Consider the following 20513-nt stretch of genomic DNA (forward strand, 5'->3'; position numbering starts at 1 on the left):
GAGAGATCTGAAGAGGGTCTTGGGATGGCATATCGGCAGGTTGGGCAACCGAGCTTCGCAGATGCGCTGGCGTCGCGGCGTGGGAAAGGCGGTGCGGTGCTGAGGCGGATTTGCGAACTGGTCGATTGGGGGGCTGTGGAGCGCGTGCTGTGCGGCCTTCCGGAACCTGAGCGTGGCGCGCCGGCCTATCCTCGGCTGGTGATGTTCAAGGCTGTGCTGTTGCAGCAATGGTACGGGCTGTCCGATCCGGAACTGGAAGAAGCGCTCGATGACCGGGCCTCTTTCCGCGACTTCTGCGGCTTTGCGCTGGGCGACGAGACGCCCGACCATACGACGATCTGGCGCTTCCGCGAAGCTTTGCAGCAGGCCGGTCTGGACGAGACGCTGTTTGCCGAGATGCTGCGCCAGATCGACGCGCGCGGGCTGGTGCTGCGTCGAGGCACATTGATCGACGCCAGCCTGATCCCGGCGGCGGTGAAGCCGCCGAAGCCGCCAAAGGACCCGCTGCCGCCCGGCCCAGACGGGCGCGCGCCGAGCAAGCTGGTCAACAGCGAGCGCGATGCGGATGCGCGATGGACCAAGAAGGGTGGCAAGCGATACTTCGGCTACAAGGCGCATGTCGGTGTCGACCAGTGCTCGGCGATCATCCGTCGCAGTAAGCTGACCGACGCTGCGGTCAACGATACGGTGCCGGCCGATGAATTGATCAGCGGCGACGAGAAGGCGGTCTACGCCGACCAGGCCTATGACAAGCACGAGCGCCGCGCCGGGCTGGCTGCCCGGGGCATCAAGCCGCGGCTGATGTTCCGGCCCAACAAGCATCATCCCCTGACCGAGCGGAAGAAGCGCTTCAACGACGCCGTGGGACGCCGCCGCGCGCCGGTCGAGCAGGTCTTTGCGCGCCTCAAGGGCGTTTACGGCTGGGCGCGCGCTCGCTATCTGGGCTTGGCACGCAACCATACCCATCTGCGTCTTCTCTGCTTGGCCATGAACCTCAAACGATGGGCGGTGCTGTGTCCCGCGGGAGGTGTGGCGTGACTGCCGTAGCCCAACGCCATCGATCGGCCACGAAAACAAGGCCGTCTGCGTTCGCTCGCCATCCGAGGCCACACAAAAAAATGCCCCACATCGAGCCTCACTCCCGCACGGCCAATTAAGCAAAGCCCTCGCAAGCGGGAGAGGTGCACCGAGCCCGCGGCCCGCTTGGTTCGATCTAACGCTATGCCGCTCTCAACGCACCGCGGACGCTGACTTCTTGCTCGCGACCGGCTTCGGTGCTGGCTTCGTGCTCGCCTGCGGACTACCGTCCCAGCCGCCGGCGGGCGTCGTCACGTTGACGGCGTCGTCGGGCTGCGGCTCGGTGCTGAAGGTCTGGATCGCAAGCTTGGCGGCGGCGAGCGACTGCGGATCGAGACGCTTGGCGACGTCGTCGCGCTTGCCGGCAGCATCCGCGTCGCCCTGGGCGGCCGCAAGGGTGAACCATTTGTAGGACTCGGCGAGGTTCTGCTCCACGCCGATGCCGCGGGCATAGAGGATGCCGAGGTTGAACTGGCTGTCGGCGACGCCGCGGTCGGCAGCCTTGCGGAACCACTGCGCCGCGCTCTTGTAATTGGCGCCGCGTCCGCCGCCATCGGCGTCGAGCACCGCGAGATTATGCATCGCCTTGGCGTTGCCGCGCTCTGCCGCCTGCGTGTAGTAGCGGCGGGCGATGTCGGCGTCCTTTTTCACGCCGAGGCCCTTTTCGTAGAGCGTGCCGAGGCGGAAGGTTGCGGGCACCACGCCGGCCTGCGCCGCGCGGTCATACCATTTGGCGGCTTCGTCGTAATTCGCAGCCACGCCCTTGCCCTCGGCAAAGCGCACGCCGATCTCGTAGGCCGCGGTCGCATCGCCCTTCATCGCGGCGGTGCGCAAGCTCGGGCCGCCGATGCCGTCAGGCAGCTTCTCGCTCGGCGGCACCTGGACGACGCCGAGCCGCGCGCGGCTCGCGCCCGTCAGCGCGCCGGTGACGTCGCTGGAAGGTGGCGCTGCGGCGGGGGCGGGCGGGATTTCGACCGAAGCCGTCCCACTGGGGTTCGTTGCAGCCGGGGCTGGATTGTTGAGGGACTGCTTCCCGATCGGCGTCGGCGAGGTCATCGATGGCGTGACCTGCTCGGGCGCGGCGGGCTTGATCTCGACCGGCGGCGGAGCCTGCGGCGCGGGCTCGCTGGAATTCTCCATCGCCTGCGGCGCCGGCTGCGTGCTGCCGCCTTCGAGCAGGTTCATTGCCATCTTGAAGGTGCCGAGCACGATCACGACCACGCTCGCGCCGACCAGCAACGAGCGGATCTTCGAAGTGATGGTCGAGCCGCCGTCCTGGCCCTTGTCCTTGACGCGGGCTGCGATTGCGGCCTTGACGCCGCGCGCAGGCTTTTCGGGCGGTTGTGCGGCGGCAGCCTGCGCCGCGCGGCGCGCGGCTGCGATGAAGCTCGACGACGACACCGGCTCTTTTGGCGCAGCAGGAATTTCGCTGATCGCGCTTTCGGACGCGGCAATGCGCTCCGACGGCGTGGCGGCGCGTCCGCCCGGACGGGTGCCCGGCTCGAGCGGATGATCCGGCGGCAATTCGGGCGCGATCGCGGCGCGCGCAGGTGCGGTGTGCGGCTCCAGGATTTCGCTGATCGCGCGCGGCGGTACCGGCGGCGCCATCGGCATCGGCGGCGGCGCGGCAGGTGCAGCGGCATGGAATTCGCGCGGCGCGGCCACGAAAGCGCTGTGCGCGTGTTGCGCGGCGGCGGGATTTTGCAGCTCGGGCTTCGGATCGTATTTCGGCTGCTGTGGCTGTTGCAGTGGCCGTTGTTCGCGCGCGATCGGCGCCGGCTCGACCTGAGCAGCCATCGACATGGGCTCGGGCATCGCCTGCTGCATCGGCTGCGGCGCAGGGGCCGGCGGCGCGGTGCGCACCGCACGCAGATCGCCCTCGATCATGGAGAGGCGATCGACAACATGGCCGAGCGTGTTGTGCACGGCCTCCAGCGAATCCTGGGTGCTGCGGTTGGTCTCGGCGTGGCTGAAGCGGATGTCGGAAAGCTCGCGCTTGACGAGGTCGACCACGCCGGAATCGGCTGGCTGCGACGAACTGCGGCTTTCAGCGAGCGCGGAATAGGTCGCCTGCTGCCGCTCCAGGTGGCGCAGGATGTCGTGCAGCCCGTCCTCGACGCGGCTGAAATTGCCGCCGCGCTGATCGGAGGTGGCTTCGATCCGCTCCAGCAGATAGGAGACCCGCTGTTCGAGATGCGTGAACGTCGAGGCCGAGTCGTTGCCGACCTGCATGCGGTCGAAACGCTCGGACAGCGCACGGATCGCGCTTTCCAGATGCTCGGTGCTCTCGGTGGCTTGCGGCCGCTCGCGCGTTTCCAGCGCGGCGGTGAGCGCCGCAATGCGCTGCTCCAGCACCGCAAAACTGTCGCTGTGGCCAGAGGCGCGCGTGACCTGGTCGACCTTGGACGACAACAGCTGCACATCTTCGGAGAGCCGTGCCAGCGCTTCGTTGGAGGCGACGTTCGAGACGATGCCGCGCAGCGCCGAGATCGCGCCCTCGAGCTGGCGCACCGTCGAAGGATCGTCATTGGCGCGCAAAATCAGGTCGAGCTTGGTGCCGAGATTGCGGATCGCCTCGTCATAGCCGGTGAGCTGCTCGGCCGGCGTCAGCGTGCGCAGCACCTGCTTGATGTCGGATAGCGCGCGCTCGATGCCGGCGAGGGCCTGCCCGTCGGTGCCGTTGGAACGGGTCTCGTCGATGCGACGGTGCAGCGAGCGAATTTCGTTCTCGATCGACTCGATCGCGCGGCGCGGCATCGCCTCGGTGATGGCGGTGCGGATCTCCGCAAGCTCGGAGCGGAAGGTGTTGACCGCCTGTTCGGTATTGTCAGGACGCTGGAGCGACTCGATCTGGCTCGTGATCTTGAGCAGGTGCCGTTCGAGCAAGGAGAAATCCGGCCCCGGCTGCGGTGGCGGCGGAGCGTAGGCAGGCGTGGGCGGTGCCATCGGCGGCAGGGGCGTAGCATAGGCCGCTGTGGGCGCAATCGACGGCGCGGCGCGCGGCGGAAGCTGCCGCGGCGCGAATCCGTCGAGCTCGCTCTGCCGCGCCGTGATCTCGGCGACCGCGACGTCGAACGAAGCGGGGCTGAGCGGCGGTGAGTTGCGGTAGACTTGCGCTGCCGCGCGCTCGACCAGATCGGCCTGGCGCTGGCGCGTTTCGACCGGTGCCGGCCGTGGCGCCTGGGGCTGCTGTGGCTGGGATTGTTGTGGCTTTGAGATCTGCGACAGCCGCGCATCGAGGCGCGAGATCGCGTCGTTGAGCTGGCGCGCGACGCCCTGCTCGCGCGCGACGTCTGGTCGCGAGGAGTCCTGGCGCGGTGCAGGTTTTGAAATTCGTTCGATCTGCTGGGTGATCGCGTCGAGCCGCTGATGGATGTCGGCGACTTCGCGGCTCTCCTGGCTAGGTGCTTGGCTTGGCATTTGCGGCGAACGCGGATCGGGACGCTGGTCCTGACGTTGATCTTGACGTTGATCTTGGCGCTGCTCGTAAGGTCCGCGAAAGTTCGGCGGGGCAGTCTCGCCGAGCGTGGAGTTCAGCCAATCGTTGAGGGACATGCCGGCGCGACGCGCAGCAGCTTCGGCCCGCTCCCTTACGGATGGATCGATGCCGTCAACACTCCACGATACGCGCGAATTCATGACTCTGTCCGGTTCCGACTCCGGCGCCCCACCCGGCGCCTCCAGTCTCCCCACGCGTGCCGGTTGTAAGACAACCGAATTCGGCGCGGGTCGTCTGCCTCGAAAACCGACTTTTGTCCGTTACGGTAAATAACGGGTTAAGGAACGCGTCGCCGCTGGCTTAAAGTTGGGCGGCGGGAACCTGGGGGACGGCTTGCACGGATGCTCGTCATGCCCGGGATAAGCCCGGCCATGTCTCCGTAGGCGTTAGCGCCCCGGCGGGTGTAAGCGCGTGTCCAGGGCGAACGGCTCTTGGGATCTCAGCTCGTACGAGCCGGCGGCATTCGTGGCGGCGAAGATCAAATTCCAGCTCGCCGTCGAAACCACGCTCGGAATGACCACAAACCTATGCCTTGCCAGCAGGTCATCCCCGAATGCCTGCTGGCCGGCGCTCGGTATCCCCGGCCTCAGCCAATTGGGGTTTGGAACAGCCGTGGGCTCGACCACGAAGACGCCGGCTGGATCGACGGTTGCCGCTGTGATGACGTGAGGCACCGTGTCCAGTGCGCGAAATCCCTTGTGCACGGCGACCTCCAGAATCGCCGTAGCGGGATCGATCGCACAGTACACGGCTCGAACGCCCCTGCTGTTCCAGCGGCCGCCGACGAGAAACGCTCCCTCGCCACTGTCCCAGGTGGCTGCATATTTGGATTGATCCAGACGCCAGGCCACCAGTTCGGGGCCTCCGAGCGGTGCGGGAAGCGGCGTCACGCGTAAACGCCGTACTCGAGCCGTGCGAGAAAGTCTTCGACGAGTTCGACCCCGGCAGGGGTCGCCAGCAGATCGATCGGCTTGCGTTGGTCGAGGCCGATGGCGGGGCGCTCCAGCCACTGCTCGGCCTCGTCCTTCGATCCGAAAATCGAAGTCGCCTTCGTCAGTATTTCCGCAAGCTTCCATGCGCGGCCGCTCTGCTCGGAGTTGAGCTGTCCAGTATTTTCAGCCGTATGGCGCTGGTAGGTTCGATGGCTCATTCCGATCGCCTTGGCGAACGAATCGTCCCAGCGGAGAAACACGAGGTTGTCGACGAAATGCAGCAGCGCCTTGGATGGAAGGCCGTGCAAAAGAATTTCGTGAGCCTCCAAAGGGCTCCGAGGCATCTTCCGAAAGGTAGAGGTCCCTCCGAAGAGTCGGGCGACCGCCGCCAGCCGGACTACGTCAGGAGATTGAGCAAATTCGACCATCAGTCAGTCTCGCCACTTGTCGCATCCAATATGACAAGCGTCGCAGAAGCTTTCAAGTGATCGCCGGCAAGATTCCCGGCCGTATTGACGCCTCAGCCCTTCCCCTCGCGCTTGCCGTCCTCCAGCGGCACCACCGTGGCCTTGCCGCTCATGGCCGACAGCGCTTCCAGCGTCTCCTCGCAGAAGTCGGCCACCATCTGCTCGTGCCGGGCGCCGAGGCGGAGCAGGAGCAGATTGCCGAGGTCGAGCACGCCTGACGCCGTGCCTTCCGGGAAGCGCTTCTTCAGGATCCGCTCGTAGTTCTCGTGGCGGTCGCGATGGTGCTCCAGCCGGGCCATCAAATCGGTCCGCATCGGCTCGATGTCGATGCTGTCGAGCGCATGCAATCGCACTAGCAGGTCGTCCTTGATCGAGGGCGGCGTGCTCGGCCGCGCGGCCCAGTGCCGCAGCGCTGTTCGGCCCTCGGGAGTGAGCGTATAGATGAGTTTATTGGGCTTGCCGGATTGCACGACCTCGCGGCCCTGGATGTAGCCGCGGTCGCGCAGCTTGGAGAGCTCGCGGTAGATTTGCTGGTGGTCGGCCTTCCAGAAGAAGCCGATCGAGGAGTCGAACGTCTTGGCAAGCTCGTAGCCTGTCATCGGACGTTCCGTCAGGCATGCGAGGATTGCGTCGCCGAGTGCCATGGCACCAGCTCCTTTGAGAAGTCTCGACCAATTGACTTGACTTTATGCGCATTGGTGCATATGCGTCAATATGCATATGAAGCGGGCCCGGAAAGAGGCTCCCAAAACCTCAATGGAATCAGCGTTCGCGCTACTGTGCATGGGGTTGTTTTTCAGCTTTTTGCCACGGCCTTTAGGGAGGCAACCTGACCATGACCGGCCTCGACTCCTGGTACGGCTTTATGAAGTCTCATGACCGCACAGCGCTCTGGGACCTCCTGCATCCCGACGCCGTTTTCGAAAGCCCCGTCGTGCACTCGCCCCAGCGCGGCCGCGACATCACCTTCAAATATCTCGCGAGCGCCGAGACGGTGCTCGGTGGTCCCGGCTTCACCTATGTCGGCGAGTGGACCAGCGCCAACGGCGCCGTGCTCGAATTCAAGACCATGATCGACGGTATCGAGATCAATGGCGTCGACATCATCACTTTCGACAGCGAAGGCCGCATCACCCATTTCAAGGTGATGGTGCGTCCGCTCAAGGCCATCAACATGCTGCATCGCCAGATGGCGGAGCAGCTTGCTGCCCAGTCATAAGCTAACATCATCACTTCAAGGCCCTTGCCGGGAGACCACCATGCCGATCTACAAAGCCCCCGTCGAAGACGTGAACTTCCTGCTCAACGACGTCTTCCAGATCGACCGCTACGATAATCTCGCCGGCTTCTCCGATGCGTCGAGCGACGTGCGTGAAGCAATCCTGGGCGAAGCCGCAAAGCTCTCTGAAGAGGTGCTCCAGCCGCTCAATCGTGTGGGCGATCTCGAAGGCTGCAAGCGCGCCGATGACGGCAGCGTCACCACGCCGAAGGGTTTCAAGGACGCGTTCAAGCAGGTCGCCGAGGGCGGCTGGCTCGGCCTGTCGGCTCCGACCGAGTTCGGCGGCCAGGGCCTGCCAGTGACGCTCTCGCAGGCGGTCAACGAATTCCAGATCTCCGCCAACATGGCATTCTCGATGTATGGCGGTCTCACCATGGGCGCGACCGCAGCGCTGATCGTCCACGGTTCGCCGGAGCAGAAAAAGACCTACGTGCCGAAGATGGTGGCGGGCGAATGGACCGGCACCATGAATCTGACCGAGCCGCAATGCGGCACCGATCTCGGCATGCTCCGCACCAAGGCGGTGCGGCAGGCCGACGGCAGCTTCAGGATCACCGGCACCAAGATATTCATCTCGGCCGGCGAGCATGACCTCGCTCCCAACATCATCCACCTCGTGCTCGCCCGCATCGAGGGCGCACCTGCCGGCATCAAGGGCGTGTCGCTGTTCGTGGTGCCGAAATTCCTGGTCAATGCCGACGGTTCGGTCGGCGCGCGCAATGGGGTGGTGTGCGGCTCGATCGAGCACAAGATGGGTATCCACGGCAATTCCACCTGCGTGATGAACTACGATAGCGCCACCGGCTGGCTGATCGGCGAAGAGAACAAGGGCATGCAGGGCATGTTCGTGATGATGAACGAGGCCCGCCTCGGCGTCGCCGTTCAGGGTCTCGCACAGTCCGAGGTTGCCTATCAGAACGCGGTCGCTTACGCCCGCGAGCGCATCCAGGGCCGCTCGCTCACCGGGGTAAAGGCGCCGGACAAGCCTGCCGATCCGATCATCGTGCATCCCGACGTGCGCCGCACGCTGCTCTCGATCCGCGCCTTCAACGAGGCCGCGCGCGCCTTCGTAATGTGGACGGCGCTGAAGAGCGACGTCGCGCATCGCTCGGAGGATCCCAAGGATCGTCAGGCCGCCGACGATCACATGGGCCTGATGACGCCGGTGCTGAAGGGCTTTCTCACCGAGTACGGCTTCGCCAACGCGGTGCAGGCGCAGCAGATGTATGGCGGCCACGGCTACATCGCCGAGCAGGGCATGGAGCAGTTCGTGCGCGATGCGCGTATTGCGATGATTTACGAGGGCGCCAACGGCATCCAGGCGCTCGACCTCGTCGGCCGCAAGCTGCCGCGCGACGGCGGCCGCGCCATCATGGCGTTCTTCGGCGAGGTCATGGCCTTCGCCAAGGAGAACGGCGGCGACGAGGCGATGAAGCCCTATGTCACCCCGCTCTCCACCGCGCTCGGCCATCTCCAGCAGGCCACCACCTGGCTGATGCAGAACGCGATGGCGAAGCCCGACAATGCCGGTGCCGCCGCAACCGACTATCTGCATCTCTTTGGCTTCGTCGCCCTCGGTTACATGTGGGCGAAGATGGCGAAGGTGACGCAGACCAAGATTGCCGAGAGCGGGGCCACGCCCTATCTCTCGACCAAGCTCGTCACCGGCCGCTTCTTCATGGAGCGGATGCTGCCGGAAACTGCGGCCAATCTTGCGCGTATTCAGGCCGGCTGCGCCACCATCATGGAACTGCCCGCGGAAGCGTTCTGAGAATTTTCGCTTCACCAATCATCTCGATCGCGTCGCGGTCGTAACCAATCGCTGCAATCAGGACGCTCCCATGGCAGATGCCTATATCTACGATCACGTCCGCACCCCTCGCGGTCGCGGCAAGGCTGATGGCGCACTGCACGAGGTGACAGCGCTCGCGCTCGCCACGGTGCCGCTGAAGGCCCTCAAGGATCGCAACAGCCTTCCCGAAGACTGCGTCGATGACGTCGTGCTCGGCGTGGTCGATCCAGTCGGCGAAGCCGGCAGCGACATCGCGCGCTTTGCCGCGCTGAAGGCGGGTCTCGGCGAAGCCGTGCCCGGCGTGCAGATCAGCCGCTTCTGTGCCTCCGGCCTCGACGCCGTGAATTTTGCTGCCGCCCAGGTGATGAGCGGCCAGCATGAGCTCGTGATCGGCGGCGGTGCGGAATCGATGAGCCGCGTCGGCATCGGCGCCTCCGGCGGCGCCTGGCCGATGGACCCCTCGATGGCGGTGCCGTCCTATTTCATGCCGCAGGGCGTCTCGGCCGATCTGATCGCCACCAAATACGGCTTTTCGCGCGATGACGTCGATGCCTATGCGGTGCAGAGCCAGCAGCGCGCGGCCAAGGCCTGGGACGAGGGCCGCTTCAACAAGTCCGTGGTGCCGGTGAAGGACATCAATGGCCTCACCATCCTGGCCAAGGACGAGCACATGCGTCCCACCACGACGATGCAGTCGCTGGCCCAGCTGCAGCCGTCGTTCACGATGATGGCGCAGATGGGCGGCTTCGACGGCGTCGCTGTGCAGTCGCATCCGGAGATCGAACGCGTCAATTACGTGCACCACGCCGGCAATTCCTCGGGCATCGTCGACGGCGCCGGCGCCGTGCTGCTCGGCAGCAAGGAAGCGGCCAGCAAGTACGGCCTGAAGCCGCGTGCCAAGATCCGCGCATTCGCGAATATCGGCTCGGAGCCGGCGATGATGCTGACCGGCCCGGTCGACGTCACCGAAAAACTGTTCGCGCGCTCCGGCATGAAGAAGTCAGACATCGACCTGTTCGAGCTCAATGAGGCCTTCGCTTCGGTCGTGCTGCGCTACATCCAGGCCTTCGACATCGACAACGCCAAGATCAACGTCAATGGCGGCGCCATCGCACTCGGCCATCCGCTCGGCGCGACCGGTGCGATGATTCTGGGCACCGTGCTCGACGAGCTCGAGCGCACCAACAAGTCGACCGCGCTGGTGACGCTGTGCATCGGCGGCGGCATGGGCACCGCGACCATCATCGAGCGCGTTTGACGTCGTAGGGTGGGCAAAGCGAAGCGTGCCCACCACTGACGTCTCAGCAAATGATGGTGGGCACGGCGCAAGGGCGCCTTTGCCCACCCTACGAGATCACCGTCAACCGCCGCGCCTGAGATCGGCTGCGGCACCGAGGAGCAACCAACATGGCTTACAAGAACTTCAAGGTTGAGACCGACGCCGACGGCATCGCGCTCGTCACCTGGGATATCCCGGGCCGTTCGATGAACGTGCTCGACGAGACCTCGAGCAGCGAGCTCGAGGCGATCGTGAAGGAGACCACGGCCGACGCCGGGGTGAAGGGTGTCGTCATTACCTCGGCCAAGGAAGCATTCTGCGCCGGTGCCGATTTGTCGATGCTCGAAGGCATGAACCAGGCTTACGCAAAGGTCCTCAAGGAACAGGGCGAGACCGCGGCGAACCAGATGCTGTTCGACCAGAGTCGGCACCTTTCGCAGGTGCTGCGCTCCATCGAGACCTCCGGCAAGCCCTGGGCGGCCGCGATCAACGGTCTCGCGCTCGGCGGCGGCTTCGAGATCACGCTGTGCTGCCACTATCGCGTGGCGGCGGAGAATCCCAAGACGCGTCTCGGTCTCCCCGAGGTCAAGGTCGGTCTGTTCCCGGGCGGAGGCGGCACCCAGCGCGTGCCGCGTCTGGTCCAGCCGCAGGATGCGATGACCATTTTGCTCAAGGGCGATCCGGTCACGGTCGAGAAGGCCAAGCAGCTCAATCTGATCCACGCCATCGTACCGGCAGCTGATCTCATCAAGGCGGCGAAGGACTGGATCAAGAGCGGCGGCAAAGCGGTGGCGCCCTGGGACGAGAAGGGCTTCAAGCTCCCCGGCGGCCCCGTGTTCTCCAAGGCCGGCATGATGCTGTTCCCGGCCGGCAACGCGATCTATCGCCGTGAGACCTACGACAACTATCCGGCGGCGCGTGCGATCATGAGCTGCGTCTATGAAGGCTTGCAGTTGCCGATCGACGCGGCGCTGCGAGTGGAGTCGCGCTACTTCACGTCCGTACTGCGCTCGAAGGAGGCGGCTGCGATGATCCGCAGCCTGTTCCTGTCGATGCAGGAGCTGAACAAGGGTGCGCGCCGTCCGAAGGATGTGCCGCAGACCAAGGTGAAGAAGATCGCCGTGATCGGCGCCGGCTTCATGGGCGCGAGCGTCGGCTACGTTTCGGCGCGTGCCGGCCTCGACGTCGTCCTGATCGATCGCGATCAGGAGAGCGCCGACAAGGGCAAGGCGCATGCGCAGACAGTGATCGAGGAGCAGATCAAGAAGGGCCGCGCCAAACCCGGCGACGCCGAAGCACTGCTCGCGCGCATCACGCCGACCGCCGACTATTCCGCGCTCAGAGATGTCGACCTCGTCATCGAGGCGGTGTTCGAGGACCGCAAGGTCAAGGCGGAGACCTTTGCCAAGGCGCAGGAATATCTGAAGCCGGACGTGGTCTTCGCGTCGAACACCTCGACACTGCCGATCACTTCGCTTGCTGAGGCCTTCAAGGACCAGGGCAAGTTCGTCGGCATCCATTTCTTCTCGCCGGTCGAGAAGATGATGCTGGTCGAGATCATCAAGGGCAAGAACACCGGCGATGTCGCGCTCGCAACCGCACTCGATTACGTCCGGCAGATCGGCAAGACGCCGATCGTCGTCAACGACTCGCGCGGCTTCTTCGCCAACCGCTGCGTCGGCCGCTACGTTGCCGAAGGCAACGAGATGTTTTTGGAAGGCGTGCCGCCGGCAATGATCGAGAACTGCGCCAAGATGGCCGGCATGCCGGTTGGCCCGCTCTCGCTGTCCGATGAAGTTGCGCTCGACCTCGGCCTCAAGATCATGAAGGCGACGGAAGCCGATCTCGGTCCCAACGCCATCAACCCCGATCAGAAGAAGCTGATGGTGGAGATGGTCGAGAAGCAGGGCCGCCTGGGCCGCAAGAACAGCAAGGGTTTTTACGACTACCCCGAGAAGGGCAAGGGCCAGAAGAGCCTGTGGCCGGGCCTCTCGGCCTTGCAGCCGAAGCAGCTCGATCCTGACACGCTCGACATCGAGGAGCTGAAGCAACGCTTCTTGGTGGTGCAGGCGGTGGAAGCCGCGCGCACGGTCGAGGATCACGTCATCACCGATCCGCGCGAGGCGGATGTCGGCTCGATCCTCGGCTTCGGCTTCGCGCCGTTCACCGGCGGCACGCTGTCCTACATCGACTTCATGGGCACGAAGACGTTCGTCGAGCTCTGCCACAAGCTGGAAGCCAAGTACGGCTCGCGCTTCACGCCGCCGAAGCTGTTGGAAGAGATGGCTGCGAAGGGCGAGACCTTCTACGGCCGCTTCGCGCCGAAGAAGGCCGCTGCCTAGGCGCAGCTTGAACCGTCTCACGCATTCGTGAGAACAAGAAAGGCCGGATCGATCGATCCGGCCTTTTTGTCGTTTACTGATCCCGGCTTAGGCAGCCTGCGTCAGCCCTTCCTTCTTCAGGGCTTCCTGCACCTTCGGCCGCGCGGCGACGCGGGCCTTGTAAGCGGTGAGGTTCGGCATCGCCGAGAGGTCGAACTTCATCCGGTCGCCCCAGGTCAGCATCGTGAACAGGTAGCCGTCGGCGACCGTGAACTGCTTGCCCATGAGGTAGTCGCGGCCGGCGAGCTCGCTGTCGATGTGCTTCAGCTTGCCCATGACGCGGTCCTTGAAGAACGCCTTGGCATCGTCGTTCAGTGCCGGCGCGAACAGCGGTCCGAAGCTCTTGTGCACCTCGGAGGTGAGGAAGTTCAGCCATTCGAGCAGCTTGTAGCGCTCGGAACTGCCGTGGGCGGGCGCCAGTGCCTTGGCCGGGGCCTGGTCGGCGATCATCTGGACAATGACCGGGCCTTCGGTCACGATCTCGCCGCTGTCGAGGCCCAGCGCGGGGACCTGACCCTTCGGATTCACCTTCAGATAGTCGTCACCGTTCTCGAGCTTCTTGGCCCGGATATCGACCTTGACCAGCTCATAGGGCAGGTCGGCCTCGAGGAGCGCGATGTGGGGGGACAGCGAGCAGGCGCCGGGCGAGTAATACAATTTCATGGAATTTCCTCCTCTTTTGGCTTGGCCCAGGCGAAACTACGCCTACATGCACCTGCATGGAATAGCAAGATTGATGCAGGTGCATCGAGTGGGGTAAGAAGCGGGCGACGAGTTTGAGCGGGACCATGAAACGCAAACCATCGACTGAGGCAACTGCCGCCTGGATCCGCCTGATGCGGGTGCAGAGCCGTGTGCTCGACTGCGTCGAGCAGGACCTGAAAAAGGCCGGCTTCCCTCCGCTGGCCTGGTATGACGCGCTGCTCGAACTGTCGCGGGCGCCGAGCGGAGAGCTGCGGCCGGTGGAACTCGAACGGCAGATGTTGATCCCGCAATACTCCACCTCGCGGTTGATTGATCGTCTGGTCGACGAGGGGCTCGCCTCCCGGCGCGAATGCAAGATCGACAAGCGCGGCCAGTTCGTCGAGATCACGGAAGCCGGCCGCGAGTTGCAGAAGCGGATGTGGGGCGCCTATTCGGCCGCGATCGAGAAATATGTCGGCTCGAAACTGTCCGATACCGATGCCATCAAGCTCAGCGGTCTGCTCGACCGGCTGGGCTGCTCGTGCGGCGAGATGAAGCTGCCGCCCGTCGTCAACGTCAACGAAAGCACGCCGTCGCGATGATCGCGCGGCAAACCAGCACATCCGCGCAGCCGGTAGGTTCGCGGACCATCCCTGTCACCCGCGCGCGTTCGGTCGAAGCGCCTTTGATTAGAGTTTGATATGGCGCGAGACCAGATCGATATGACACCGCTGCAATCGCGCGACGAGCTCGTTGCGTGGTTCGAGGCAGGCTGCAAGGACCCGTCCGAATTCCGCATGGGCACCGAGCACGAGAAGACGCCGTTCACGCTCGACGGCCACCGTCCGGTGCCCTACGAAGGCGCCCGCGGCATCGGCGCGCTGCTCGAAGGCATGAAGCTCCTGCTCGGCTGGGAGCCGATCATGGAGAAGGGCAACATCATCGGCCTCTATGACGTCACCGGCGGCGGTGCGATCTCGCTCGAGCCGGGCGGTCAGTTCGAGCTCTCCGGCGCGCCGGTCGAGAACGTGCATCAGACCCAGAGCGAGTTGATGGCGCACCTGGCGCAGGTGCGCGAGATCGCAACCCCGCTCGGCATCGGTTTCCTCGGGCTCGGCATGACGCCGTCCTGGTCGCGCGCCGACATCCCGGTGATGCCCAAGGGCCGCTACAAGATCATGACCAATTACATGCCGAAGGTCGGCCAGTACGGCCTCGACATGATGTACCGGACCTGCACGGTGCAGACCAATCTCGACTTCTCCTCGGAAGCCGACATGGTCAAGAAGCTGCGCGTGTCGCTTGCGCTCCAGCCGGTCGCAACCGCTTTGTTCGCCAATTCGCCGTTCACCGAAGGCCAACCGAACGGCTTCCTCTCTTTCCGTTCCGAGATCTGGCGCGACACCGACAATGCGCGCTCCGGCATGATGCCCTGGGCGTTCGAGGACGGCATGGGTTTTGAGCGCTATGTCGATTACGCGCTCGACGTGCCGATGTATTTCGTCAAGCGCGGCGACGACTACATCGACGTGTCTGGCTCCTCGTTCCGCGCCTTCTTCGATGGCCGCAACAACAATTTGCCCGGCGAGCGCCCGACATTGTCGGATTGGGCCAACCATCTCTCGACGATCTTCCCGGAGGTGCGGCTCAAGCGTTATCTCGAGATGCGCGGCTCTGATGGTGGCCCGTGGGGCCGTCTGCCGGCGCTATCGGCGTTTTGGGCCGGGCTGCTCTACGACGATGTGTCGCTCGATGCCGCCTGGGACATGGTGAAGCACTGGACTGCGCCCGAGCGCCAGTCCCTGCGCGACGACGTGCCGCGCTTCGGCTTCAAGGCACGGATCAAGGACCGCTATCTGTTCGAGATCGCCAAGGAATGCCTCGTTCTGGCACATGCCGGCCTGCGCCGGCGCGGCCGCATCGACCAGCTCGGCCGCGACGAGACCCGGCATCTGGAGCCGCTCGATCGCATCATCGATTCCGGCCGGACGCCGGCCGAGGAAATGCTCGAGAAGTTCAACGGCGCCTGGAAAGGCTCGGTGGAACCGGCCTACGCGGAATACGCGTTCTAGACCAACGACCAGGATTTAGGCTGTTCATCGCCCATACAGGTTTGCGGCGATCAAATGACCGGCTGAAAAAAACCTGAGCGTCGTCAATAACTCGAAAGCTGTTCCGATGGGGAAGGGCCGCCTGCCTGGGGCTGTCATGGCAAGCGTTGTGGCCTGCGCCACGCTGCTTTCGCTCCTGTTTGCGAGCGTGCCCGCGCGTGCCCAGACGGCGTTCGACCGGCCCGGCGGCGACTATTTCAACACGCCTGTCACATCAGGCGATCCCGAGGATTGCGCGCTGCTGTGCGAGCGCGATCGTAAATGCCGCTCGTGGAGCTTCAGCTATCCCGACATCGACGGCGCCGCGGCGGTGTGCTGGCTCAAGAATACCGTGCCGCCGCGGGTGCCGGGCAGTTGCTGTATTTCCGGCGTGCGCGGCGCCGGCGTAATCGAGCCGCGCGTCGAAGGCGTGGAGACCTCGATTGACCGCCCCGGCGGGGATCTGCGCAATTTCGAGCTCAAGGAAGGCGAGGGCGAGGACGTCTGCAAGGCTGCCTGCACCGCCGACAACAAATGCCGCGCCTTCACCTATGCCCGTCCCGGCTACACCGGGCGCGAAGCGCGCTGCTTCCTGAAAAAGGAAATCAAGCCGCCGCGCAGGAAGGCGGGATTCACGTCGGGCGTGGTGAGATAGCCAGGGTGCCGTAGGGTGGGCAAAGGCGCGAAGCGCCGTGCCCACCATCTCTCTGCAATCACGTTTACTCGTGGTGGGCACGCTTCCGCCTTCGCTCTTCGAGCTATGGCGGACAAGTCGCTTTGCCCACCCTACGGAATCTCACTCCGCATCATGCTTCGCCCGTGCCGCCTTCGAGGCCAGCGCGCGCCAACGTCGCCGCAGGAACGGTTCGACGATCGCGCGCTTGGCCTTGGACAGCCGGATCAGCACGATCGGATAGTCGGCGTAGTGATCGGTGAAGTAGAAGATTTTCGGCTGGCTCTCGACCAGCATTGCGCGCTCGTCGATCGGGACGTCCGGCATCACCAGACTGTCGCCATCCTCCCTCAAGCGCGCCAGCATCTTCTTGCGCACTTTCAGTGCGGGCGTGCCGTAGGAGGTGCCGTCCTCGACCTCCGGCCACGTCAGCGCAAATTTCCTAACGTCGTCGAAGGTCATGTGATCAAGGTCTTGGGATCAGCTCAGCGCACGGCGGTGAAGAACCGCGCGAGCCGGAAGCCGGACAGCCAGGTCCAAACGGGCTGGCCGCGCATGCCGAGATCCCAGGAGCCCAGCACGGCGTCCGCACGACCGACCAGATTGTCGACCGGCAAAAGGCCGACGCCGCCGGAGCGCAAGGGCACGCGGCTGTCGGCCGAGTTGTCCCGGTTGTCGCCGAGCACGAACAGATGGCCGGCCGGCACCGTGACTTCCAGCGTGTTGTCGAGCGGGCCGTTGTCGCGCATCTTGAAGATCAGGTGCGACACGCCGTTCGGCAGCGTCTCGACATAGCGGTAGGCGGGTTCGCTGCCGCCATTGTCGTCCTCGGCAGCACCGACGCCATCCGGCTTCAGCTCGGCGGGACGGTCGTTGACGAAGAGCTGGCCCTGCCGCATCTGGATGCGGTCGCCAGGAAGGCCGACCACGCGCTTGACCCAGGCCTGCGAGCGATCGCCGGGCCAGCGGAACACCACGACGTCGCCTTGCTTCGGCGTCTCGGCGAACACGCGGCCGGTCTCGGGCAGGTTGATCTGGATCGGCAGCGACGAGGTGCCGTAGCCATAGGGGAATTTCGAGGCGAGCAGCGCATCGCCGATCAACAGCGTCGGCTCCATCGAGCCCGACGGCACGTAGAACGGCTCGGCCAGCGCGCCCTTGGCGATGAACACGGCGGCGACGATGCCGGCGAGCTGCACCAGCTGACCGGCCCAGCCGCTGCTCTTCCGCTTCGTCGTGACAGTCACTTTTTCAACGCTCATGCGCCCGTTCCACCCACCGTAATGCGCTCCATCAATAGCGAGGGCTGGCCGACGCCAACCGGCACGCCCTGGCCGTTCTTGCCGCAAGTGCCGATGCCGGTGTCGAGCGCGAGGTCGTTGCCGATCATGCGGATGCGATGCAAATCGGTCGGCCCGTTGCCGATCAGCATGGCGCCTTTCAACGGCGCGCCGATCTTGCCGTTCTCGATCTTGTAGGCCTCGGTGCACTGGAACACGTACTTGCCCGAAGTGATGTCGACCTGTCCGCCGCCGAAATTCGCGGCGAACACGCCGTTCTTCACCGAGGCGAGGATCTCGGCCGGGTCGCGGTCGCCCGCGAGCATGTAGGTGTTGGTCATGCGCGGCATCGGCACGTGGGCATAGCCCTGCCGGCGGCCATTGCCGGTCGGCTTCATGTTCATCAGTCGCGCGTTCTGGCGGTCCTGCATGTAGCCGACGAGAACGCCGTCCTCGATCAGCACGGTGCGGTTGGTCGGCGTGCCTTCGTCGTCGATCGAGAGCGAGCCACGGCGCGAGGCGATGGTGCCGTCGTCGACCACGGTCACGCCCTTGGCCGCGACCTGCTGGCCCATCAGGCCGGCAAACGCCGATGTCTTCTTGCGATTGAAGTCGCCCTCGAGACCATGGCCGACCGCTTCATGCAGCATCACGCCGGGCCAGCCGGCGCCGAGCACGACGTCCATTTCGCCCGCGGGCGCCGGAATCGATTCCAGATTGACCAGCGCCTCGCGCAGTGCGCCGTCGGCGGCATCGCGCCAATTCTTGCTTTCGATGAATTCGGCATAGCCGGCGCGGCCGCCATAACCCTTGCTGCCGCTCTCCTGGCGGTCGCCCTGGCCTGCGACCACGGAGACGTTGACGCGCACCAGCGGGCGGATGTCGCGATAGCTCTCGCCGTCGGGCCGCAAGATCTCGACCACCTGCCAGGTCGCGCCCAGGCTGACGCTGACCTGCCGCACCCGCGGATCCTTGTCGCGCAGATAAGCGTCGATCTCGGCGAGCAGCTTGACCTTGGTCTCGAAGCCCGGCGCATCCAGCGGGTTGTCGTCGCCATAGAGCCGCACATTGGTGTGCGGGGGCGGCGCCGCAAAACTGCCGGAGTAGCCGCCGCGCACGGCCGCGACGGCGTCGGCGGCGCGAATCAGCGCCGGCAGCGACACGTCGGAGGAATGCGCATAGCCGACCGCGTCGTCCTTGACCGCGCGCAGGCCAAAGCCCTGCGAGGTGTCGTAGGTCGCCTGCTTCAGCCGCCCATTGTCGAACATCAGCGCTTCGGTCTGGCTGTATTCCAGGAACAATTCGCCGTCGTCGGCGCCGGCAAGCCCGCGCGCGAGCTCGCTGCGAACCTGGTCGCGGTCGAGATTGGCGCGGTCGAGCAGGGAGGCTGTGGCAGGGTTGGTCATGCGTCCGTCCATTATCTGGAGATGTGGGGCAAGATAATGGTTTCGGACTGGTTCCGCGAGGGGCGGGCCGTCACATTACGGAAACGATAGGATTGCCAAGGATGTTGGCGAAAACGCTGGCCGCAAGCACCAATCCATCACCGTCATCCTGAGAGCTTGTGACGCTTTTACTTGTTCGGAACGGAGTGGAGTTTCTTGTCGCGGTAAATGGCGGGTCTGAGTTCGTCGATGAGCTCTCGTTTATGCGCTGCGGAGGCGGTTGCCTTGCAGGATGTTGTTGGTGAGGGCGTACCAGAGCACGACGGCGCGGACCTTTTCGATCCCGCGCACGGTCAATTGCCGTAGGTTCCAGTTGCGCCAGCGGGCATGGATGCACTCGCATATCGAACGGGGCTTGTACCGGGCCTTGCCCTCTTTGCTCGCCATCCGCGCACGCCAAGCCAGTACCCCCGCGCCGTCGCCGCGTCGCGGCAGGTAGGGGTCGGTGCCGTGCTTGGATTGAGTGGGCGGGCAAAAAACCTCTATGCCCTCGGCATGCGCCCACTCGATGTCTTCCGCACTGCCAAAGCCGCCATCGACGAGATGGTCTTTGGGCAGGCCGCCAGGGCGCGTGCGCTGCCGCTCCAGCATGGGCCGCATCAGCCCGCGGTCGGACCCCGTGTTGCATACCTTAACGTCAGTGACGAACTGCTCGCCGGCCGCACTCGTCACCTGCACGTTGTAGGCTGGGCGGAAGCCGCCATCCGCCATCTTCATGACCCGTGCATCGGCGTCCGTCGTCGACGCGCGCGGCTCCTTCGGCGTCTTGCCATTGCCTTGCTTGCTCTCGCGTTCCTTGCGCTGCTGCTTGATCTCGGCAAGCGCCGCCTGCGCCGCTTTCACGCGCGCGCTGCGTTCCTCCGCGGCTCGCTCCTTGGCTGCCCGGGCGCGCTGATTGCTGGCGTCAGAGCGCACGTCGACTTCGCGCTTGAGGTCTTCCACCACCGTCTCAGCCAGGGCCAGATGCCGCTCGAGTGTCGCCTCGCGCCGGAACGAGGCGGCTCCCGCGCTGGCCCGGACCCGCACCCCGTCCTGCGCCAGTGTCGCCAGATTGACGAGACCAGCCTTCGCCAGCGCCGCCAGATGCTCGCTGAGCAGCCGGTCCAGCAGGTCGGCGCAACCGACCCGGAAGTCCGCCAGCATGTGATAGTTCACCGACACCCCGCCGCACAGCCAACGATAGGCATCGTGGCTCTCGCACAGTCGCTCCAATGCTCGCGCGCTGCCGACGCCCTCGCTGGTGGCTGAGAGCCACAGCGCCAGCAAAAGCCGCGGCGAGGTCGCGGGGTGACCGGGGCGGTCGCCCCTGGCCTTGATCCGGTTCTCCAGCTCACTCAGATCAAGCTCTTCGACATAAGACCAGATCAGGCGCACCGGATGGTCTTCCCCGATCAGGCTCTCGATATCCACCGCTCGCAACGCGATCTGGTCGCGCTGTGGCTCACGCAGCCGTGGCGCGCCGAGCGGCGCCGCGTCGGCTTCAGGCTTCGATTGCGCCGGCAGATCACCGAACAATTCATCGGCAGCCATCTTCGCCTCCCGCCAATCCATCATCGCCAGAGAATCACATGCCACCGGCATTCGGACAGATTTACCTGGCACGCTGCCAAAAAATCACACGCTCTGAGGTGGCCG

17 protein-coding genes are annotated in these 20513 nt (G+C 64.9%); 8 read left to right on the forward strand and 9 right to left on the reverse strand.

What is annotated here, in order from left to right:
• A partial coding sequence (locus UB31_RS24215) for an IS5 family transposase (protein ID WP_245305927.1) occupies positions 1-1038 on the forward strand: 1038 nt, incomplete at its 5' end.
• 192 nt (positions 1039-1230) lie between these two features.
• Here UB31_RS24215 and UB31_RS24220 read toward each other — a convergent pair.
• The 4 genes from UB31_RS24220 to UB31_RS24235 all read right to left on the reverse strand — a co-directional run bounded on the left by UB31_RS24220 (position 1231) and on the right by UB31_RS24235 (position 6619).
• Positions 1231-4716: a tetratricopeptide repeat protein gene (locus tag UB31_RS24220; protein ID WP_045012705.1), complete on the reverse strand. Its 3486-nt coding sequence runs from the start codon at positions 4714-4716 to the stop codon at positions 1231-1233.
• Positions 4717-4962: 246 nt separating this feature from the next.
• Positions 4963-5466: an RES family NAD+ phosphorylase gene (locus tag UB31_RS24225; RefSeq protein WP_045012706.1), complete on the reverse strand. Its 504-nt coding sequence runs from the start codon at positions 5464-5466 to the stop codon at positions 4963-4965.
• Entirely contained in the window at positions 5463-5936 is a 474-nt protein-coding gene (locus UB31_RS24230; RefSeq protein WP_050044828.1) for an Xre family toxin-antitoxin system antitoxin, read from the reverse strand. Before UB31_RS24230 ends, UB31_RS24225 begins: the two co-directional genes overlap by 4 nt.
• A gap of 92 nt (positions 5937-6028) precedes the next feature.
• Positions 6029-6619, reverse strand: coding sequence for a PadR family transcriptional regulator (locus tag UB31_RS24235; protein ID WP_045012707.1), 591 nt, complete (start codon positions 6617-6619; stop codon positions 6029-6031).
• Positions 6620-6810: 191 nt separating this feature from the next.
• Here UB31_RS24235 and UB31_RS24240 point away from each other — a divergent pair, with 191 nt between their 5' ends.
• The 4 genes from UB31_RS24240 (at position 6811) to UB31_RS24255 (ending at position 12667) form a co-directional block, all read left to right on the forward strand.
• Complete coding sequence (locus UB31_RS24240) at positions 6811-7194, forward strand: nuclear transport factor 2 family protein (protein ID WP_045012708.1); 384 nt, start codon at positions 6811-6813, stop codon at positions 7192-7194.
• A 40-nt stretch (positions 7195-7234) separates the two neighbouring features.
• A complete protein-coding gene (locus UB31_RS24245) occupies positions 7235-9025 on the forward strand; it encodes an acyl-CoA dehydrogenase C-terminal domain-containing protein (protein ID WP_045012709.1) in 1791 nt (596 codons plus the stop codon).
• Between the two features lie 70 nt (positions 9026-9095).
• Complete coding sequence (locus tag UB31_RS24250; RefSeq protein ID WP_045012710.1) at positions 9096-10304, forward strand: acetyl-CoA C-acetyltransferase; 1209 nt, start codon at positions 9096-9098, stop codon at positions 10302-10304.
• A 149-nt stretch (positions 10305-10453) separates the two neighbouring features.
• Entirely contained in the window at positions 10454-12667 is a 2214-nt protein-coding gene (locus UB31_RS24255) for an FAD-dependent oxidoreductase (RefSeq protein WP_045012711.1), read from the forward strand.
• Positions 12668-12754: 87 nt separating this feature from the next.
• Here the strand turns inward: UB31_RS24255 and gstA are convergent, their stop codons facing one another.
• Entirely contained in the window at positions 12755-13369 is a 615-nt protein-coding gene (gstA, locus tag UB31_RS24260; protein ID WP_045012712.1) for a glutathione transferase GstA, read from the reverse strand.
• Positions 13370-13494: 125 nt separating this feature from the next.
• Between gstA and UB31_RS24265 the strand changes: the two genes are divergently transcribed.
• The 3 genes from UB31_RS24265 to UB31_RS24275 all read left to right on the forward strand — a co-directional run bounded on the left by UB31_RS24265 (position 13495) and on the right by UB31_RS24275 (position 16135).
• On the forward strand, positions 13495-13992 hold the full coding sequence (locus tag UB31_RS24265) for a MarR family winged helix-turn-helix transcriptional regulator (RefSeq protein ID WP_045012713.1): 498 nt from the start codon (positions 13495-13497) through the stop codon (positions 13990-13992).
• Between the two features lie 99 nt (positions 13993-14091).
• Positions 14092-15462, forward strand: a complete 1371-nt coding sequence (locus tag UB31_RS24270; protein WP_045005697.1) for a glutamate--cysteine ligase — start codon at positions 14092-14094, stop codon at positions 15460-15462.
• A gap of 106 nt (positions 15463-15568) precedes the next feature.
• Positions 15569-16135, forward strand: coding sequence for a PAN domain-containing protein (locus tag UB31_RS24275; protein ID WP_045012714.1), 567 nt, complete (start codon positions 15569-15571; stop codon positions 16133-16135).
• 141 nt (positions 16136-16276) lie between these two features.
• Here UB31_RS24275 and UB31_RS24280 read toward each other — a convergent pair whose 3' ends face one another.
• From UB31_RS24280 to UB31_RS24295, 4 genes are all read right to left on the reverse strand, one after another.
• On the reverse strand, positions 16277-16615 hold the full coding sequence (locus UB31_RS24280) for an MmcQ/YjbR family DNA-binding protein (RefSeq protein ID WP_045012715.1): 339 nt from the start codon (positions 16613-16615) through the stop codon (positions 16277-16279).
• A gap of 23 nt (positions 16616-16638) precedes the next feature.
• Positions 16639-17415 carry a signal peptidase I gene (gene lepB / locus UB31_RS24285; protein WP_045012716.1) on the reverse strand — a complete coding sequence of 259 codons (777 nt, stop codon included), beginning with the start codon at positions 17413-17415 and terminating at the stop codon, positions 16639-16641.
• On the reverse strand, positions 17412-18839 hold the full coding sequence (gene tldD, locus UB31_RS24290; RefSeq protein ID WP_045005804.1) for a metalloprotease TldD: 1428 nt from the start codon (positions 18837-18839) through the stop codon (positions 17412-17414). The genes lepB and tldD overlap by 4 nt, the downstream gene beginning before the upstream one ends.
• A 240-nt stretch (positions 18840-19079) precedes the next feature.
• Positions 19080-20408 carry an IS1182-like element ISBrsp9 family transposase gene (locus tag UB31_RS24295; RefSeq protein ID WP_045010194.1) on the reverse strand — a complete coding sequence of 443 codons (1329 nt, stop codon included), beginning with the start codon at positions 20406-20408 and terminating at the stop codon, positions 19080-19082.
• Positions 20409-20513: the final 105 nt, after the last annotated feature.

Origin of the sequence: Bradyrhizobium sp. LTSP849 (assembly GCF_000938255.1) — a bacterium.
Lineage (GTDB): Bacteria > Pseudomonadota > Alphaproteobacteria > Rhizobiales > Xanthobacteraceae > Bradyrhizobium.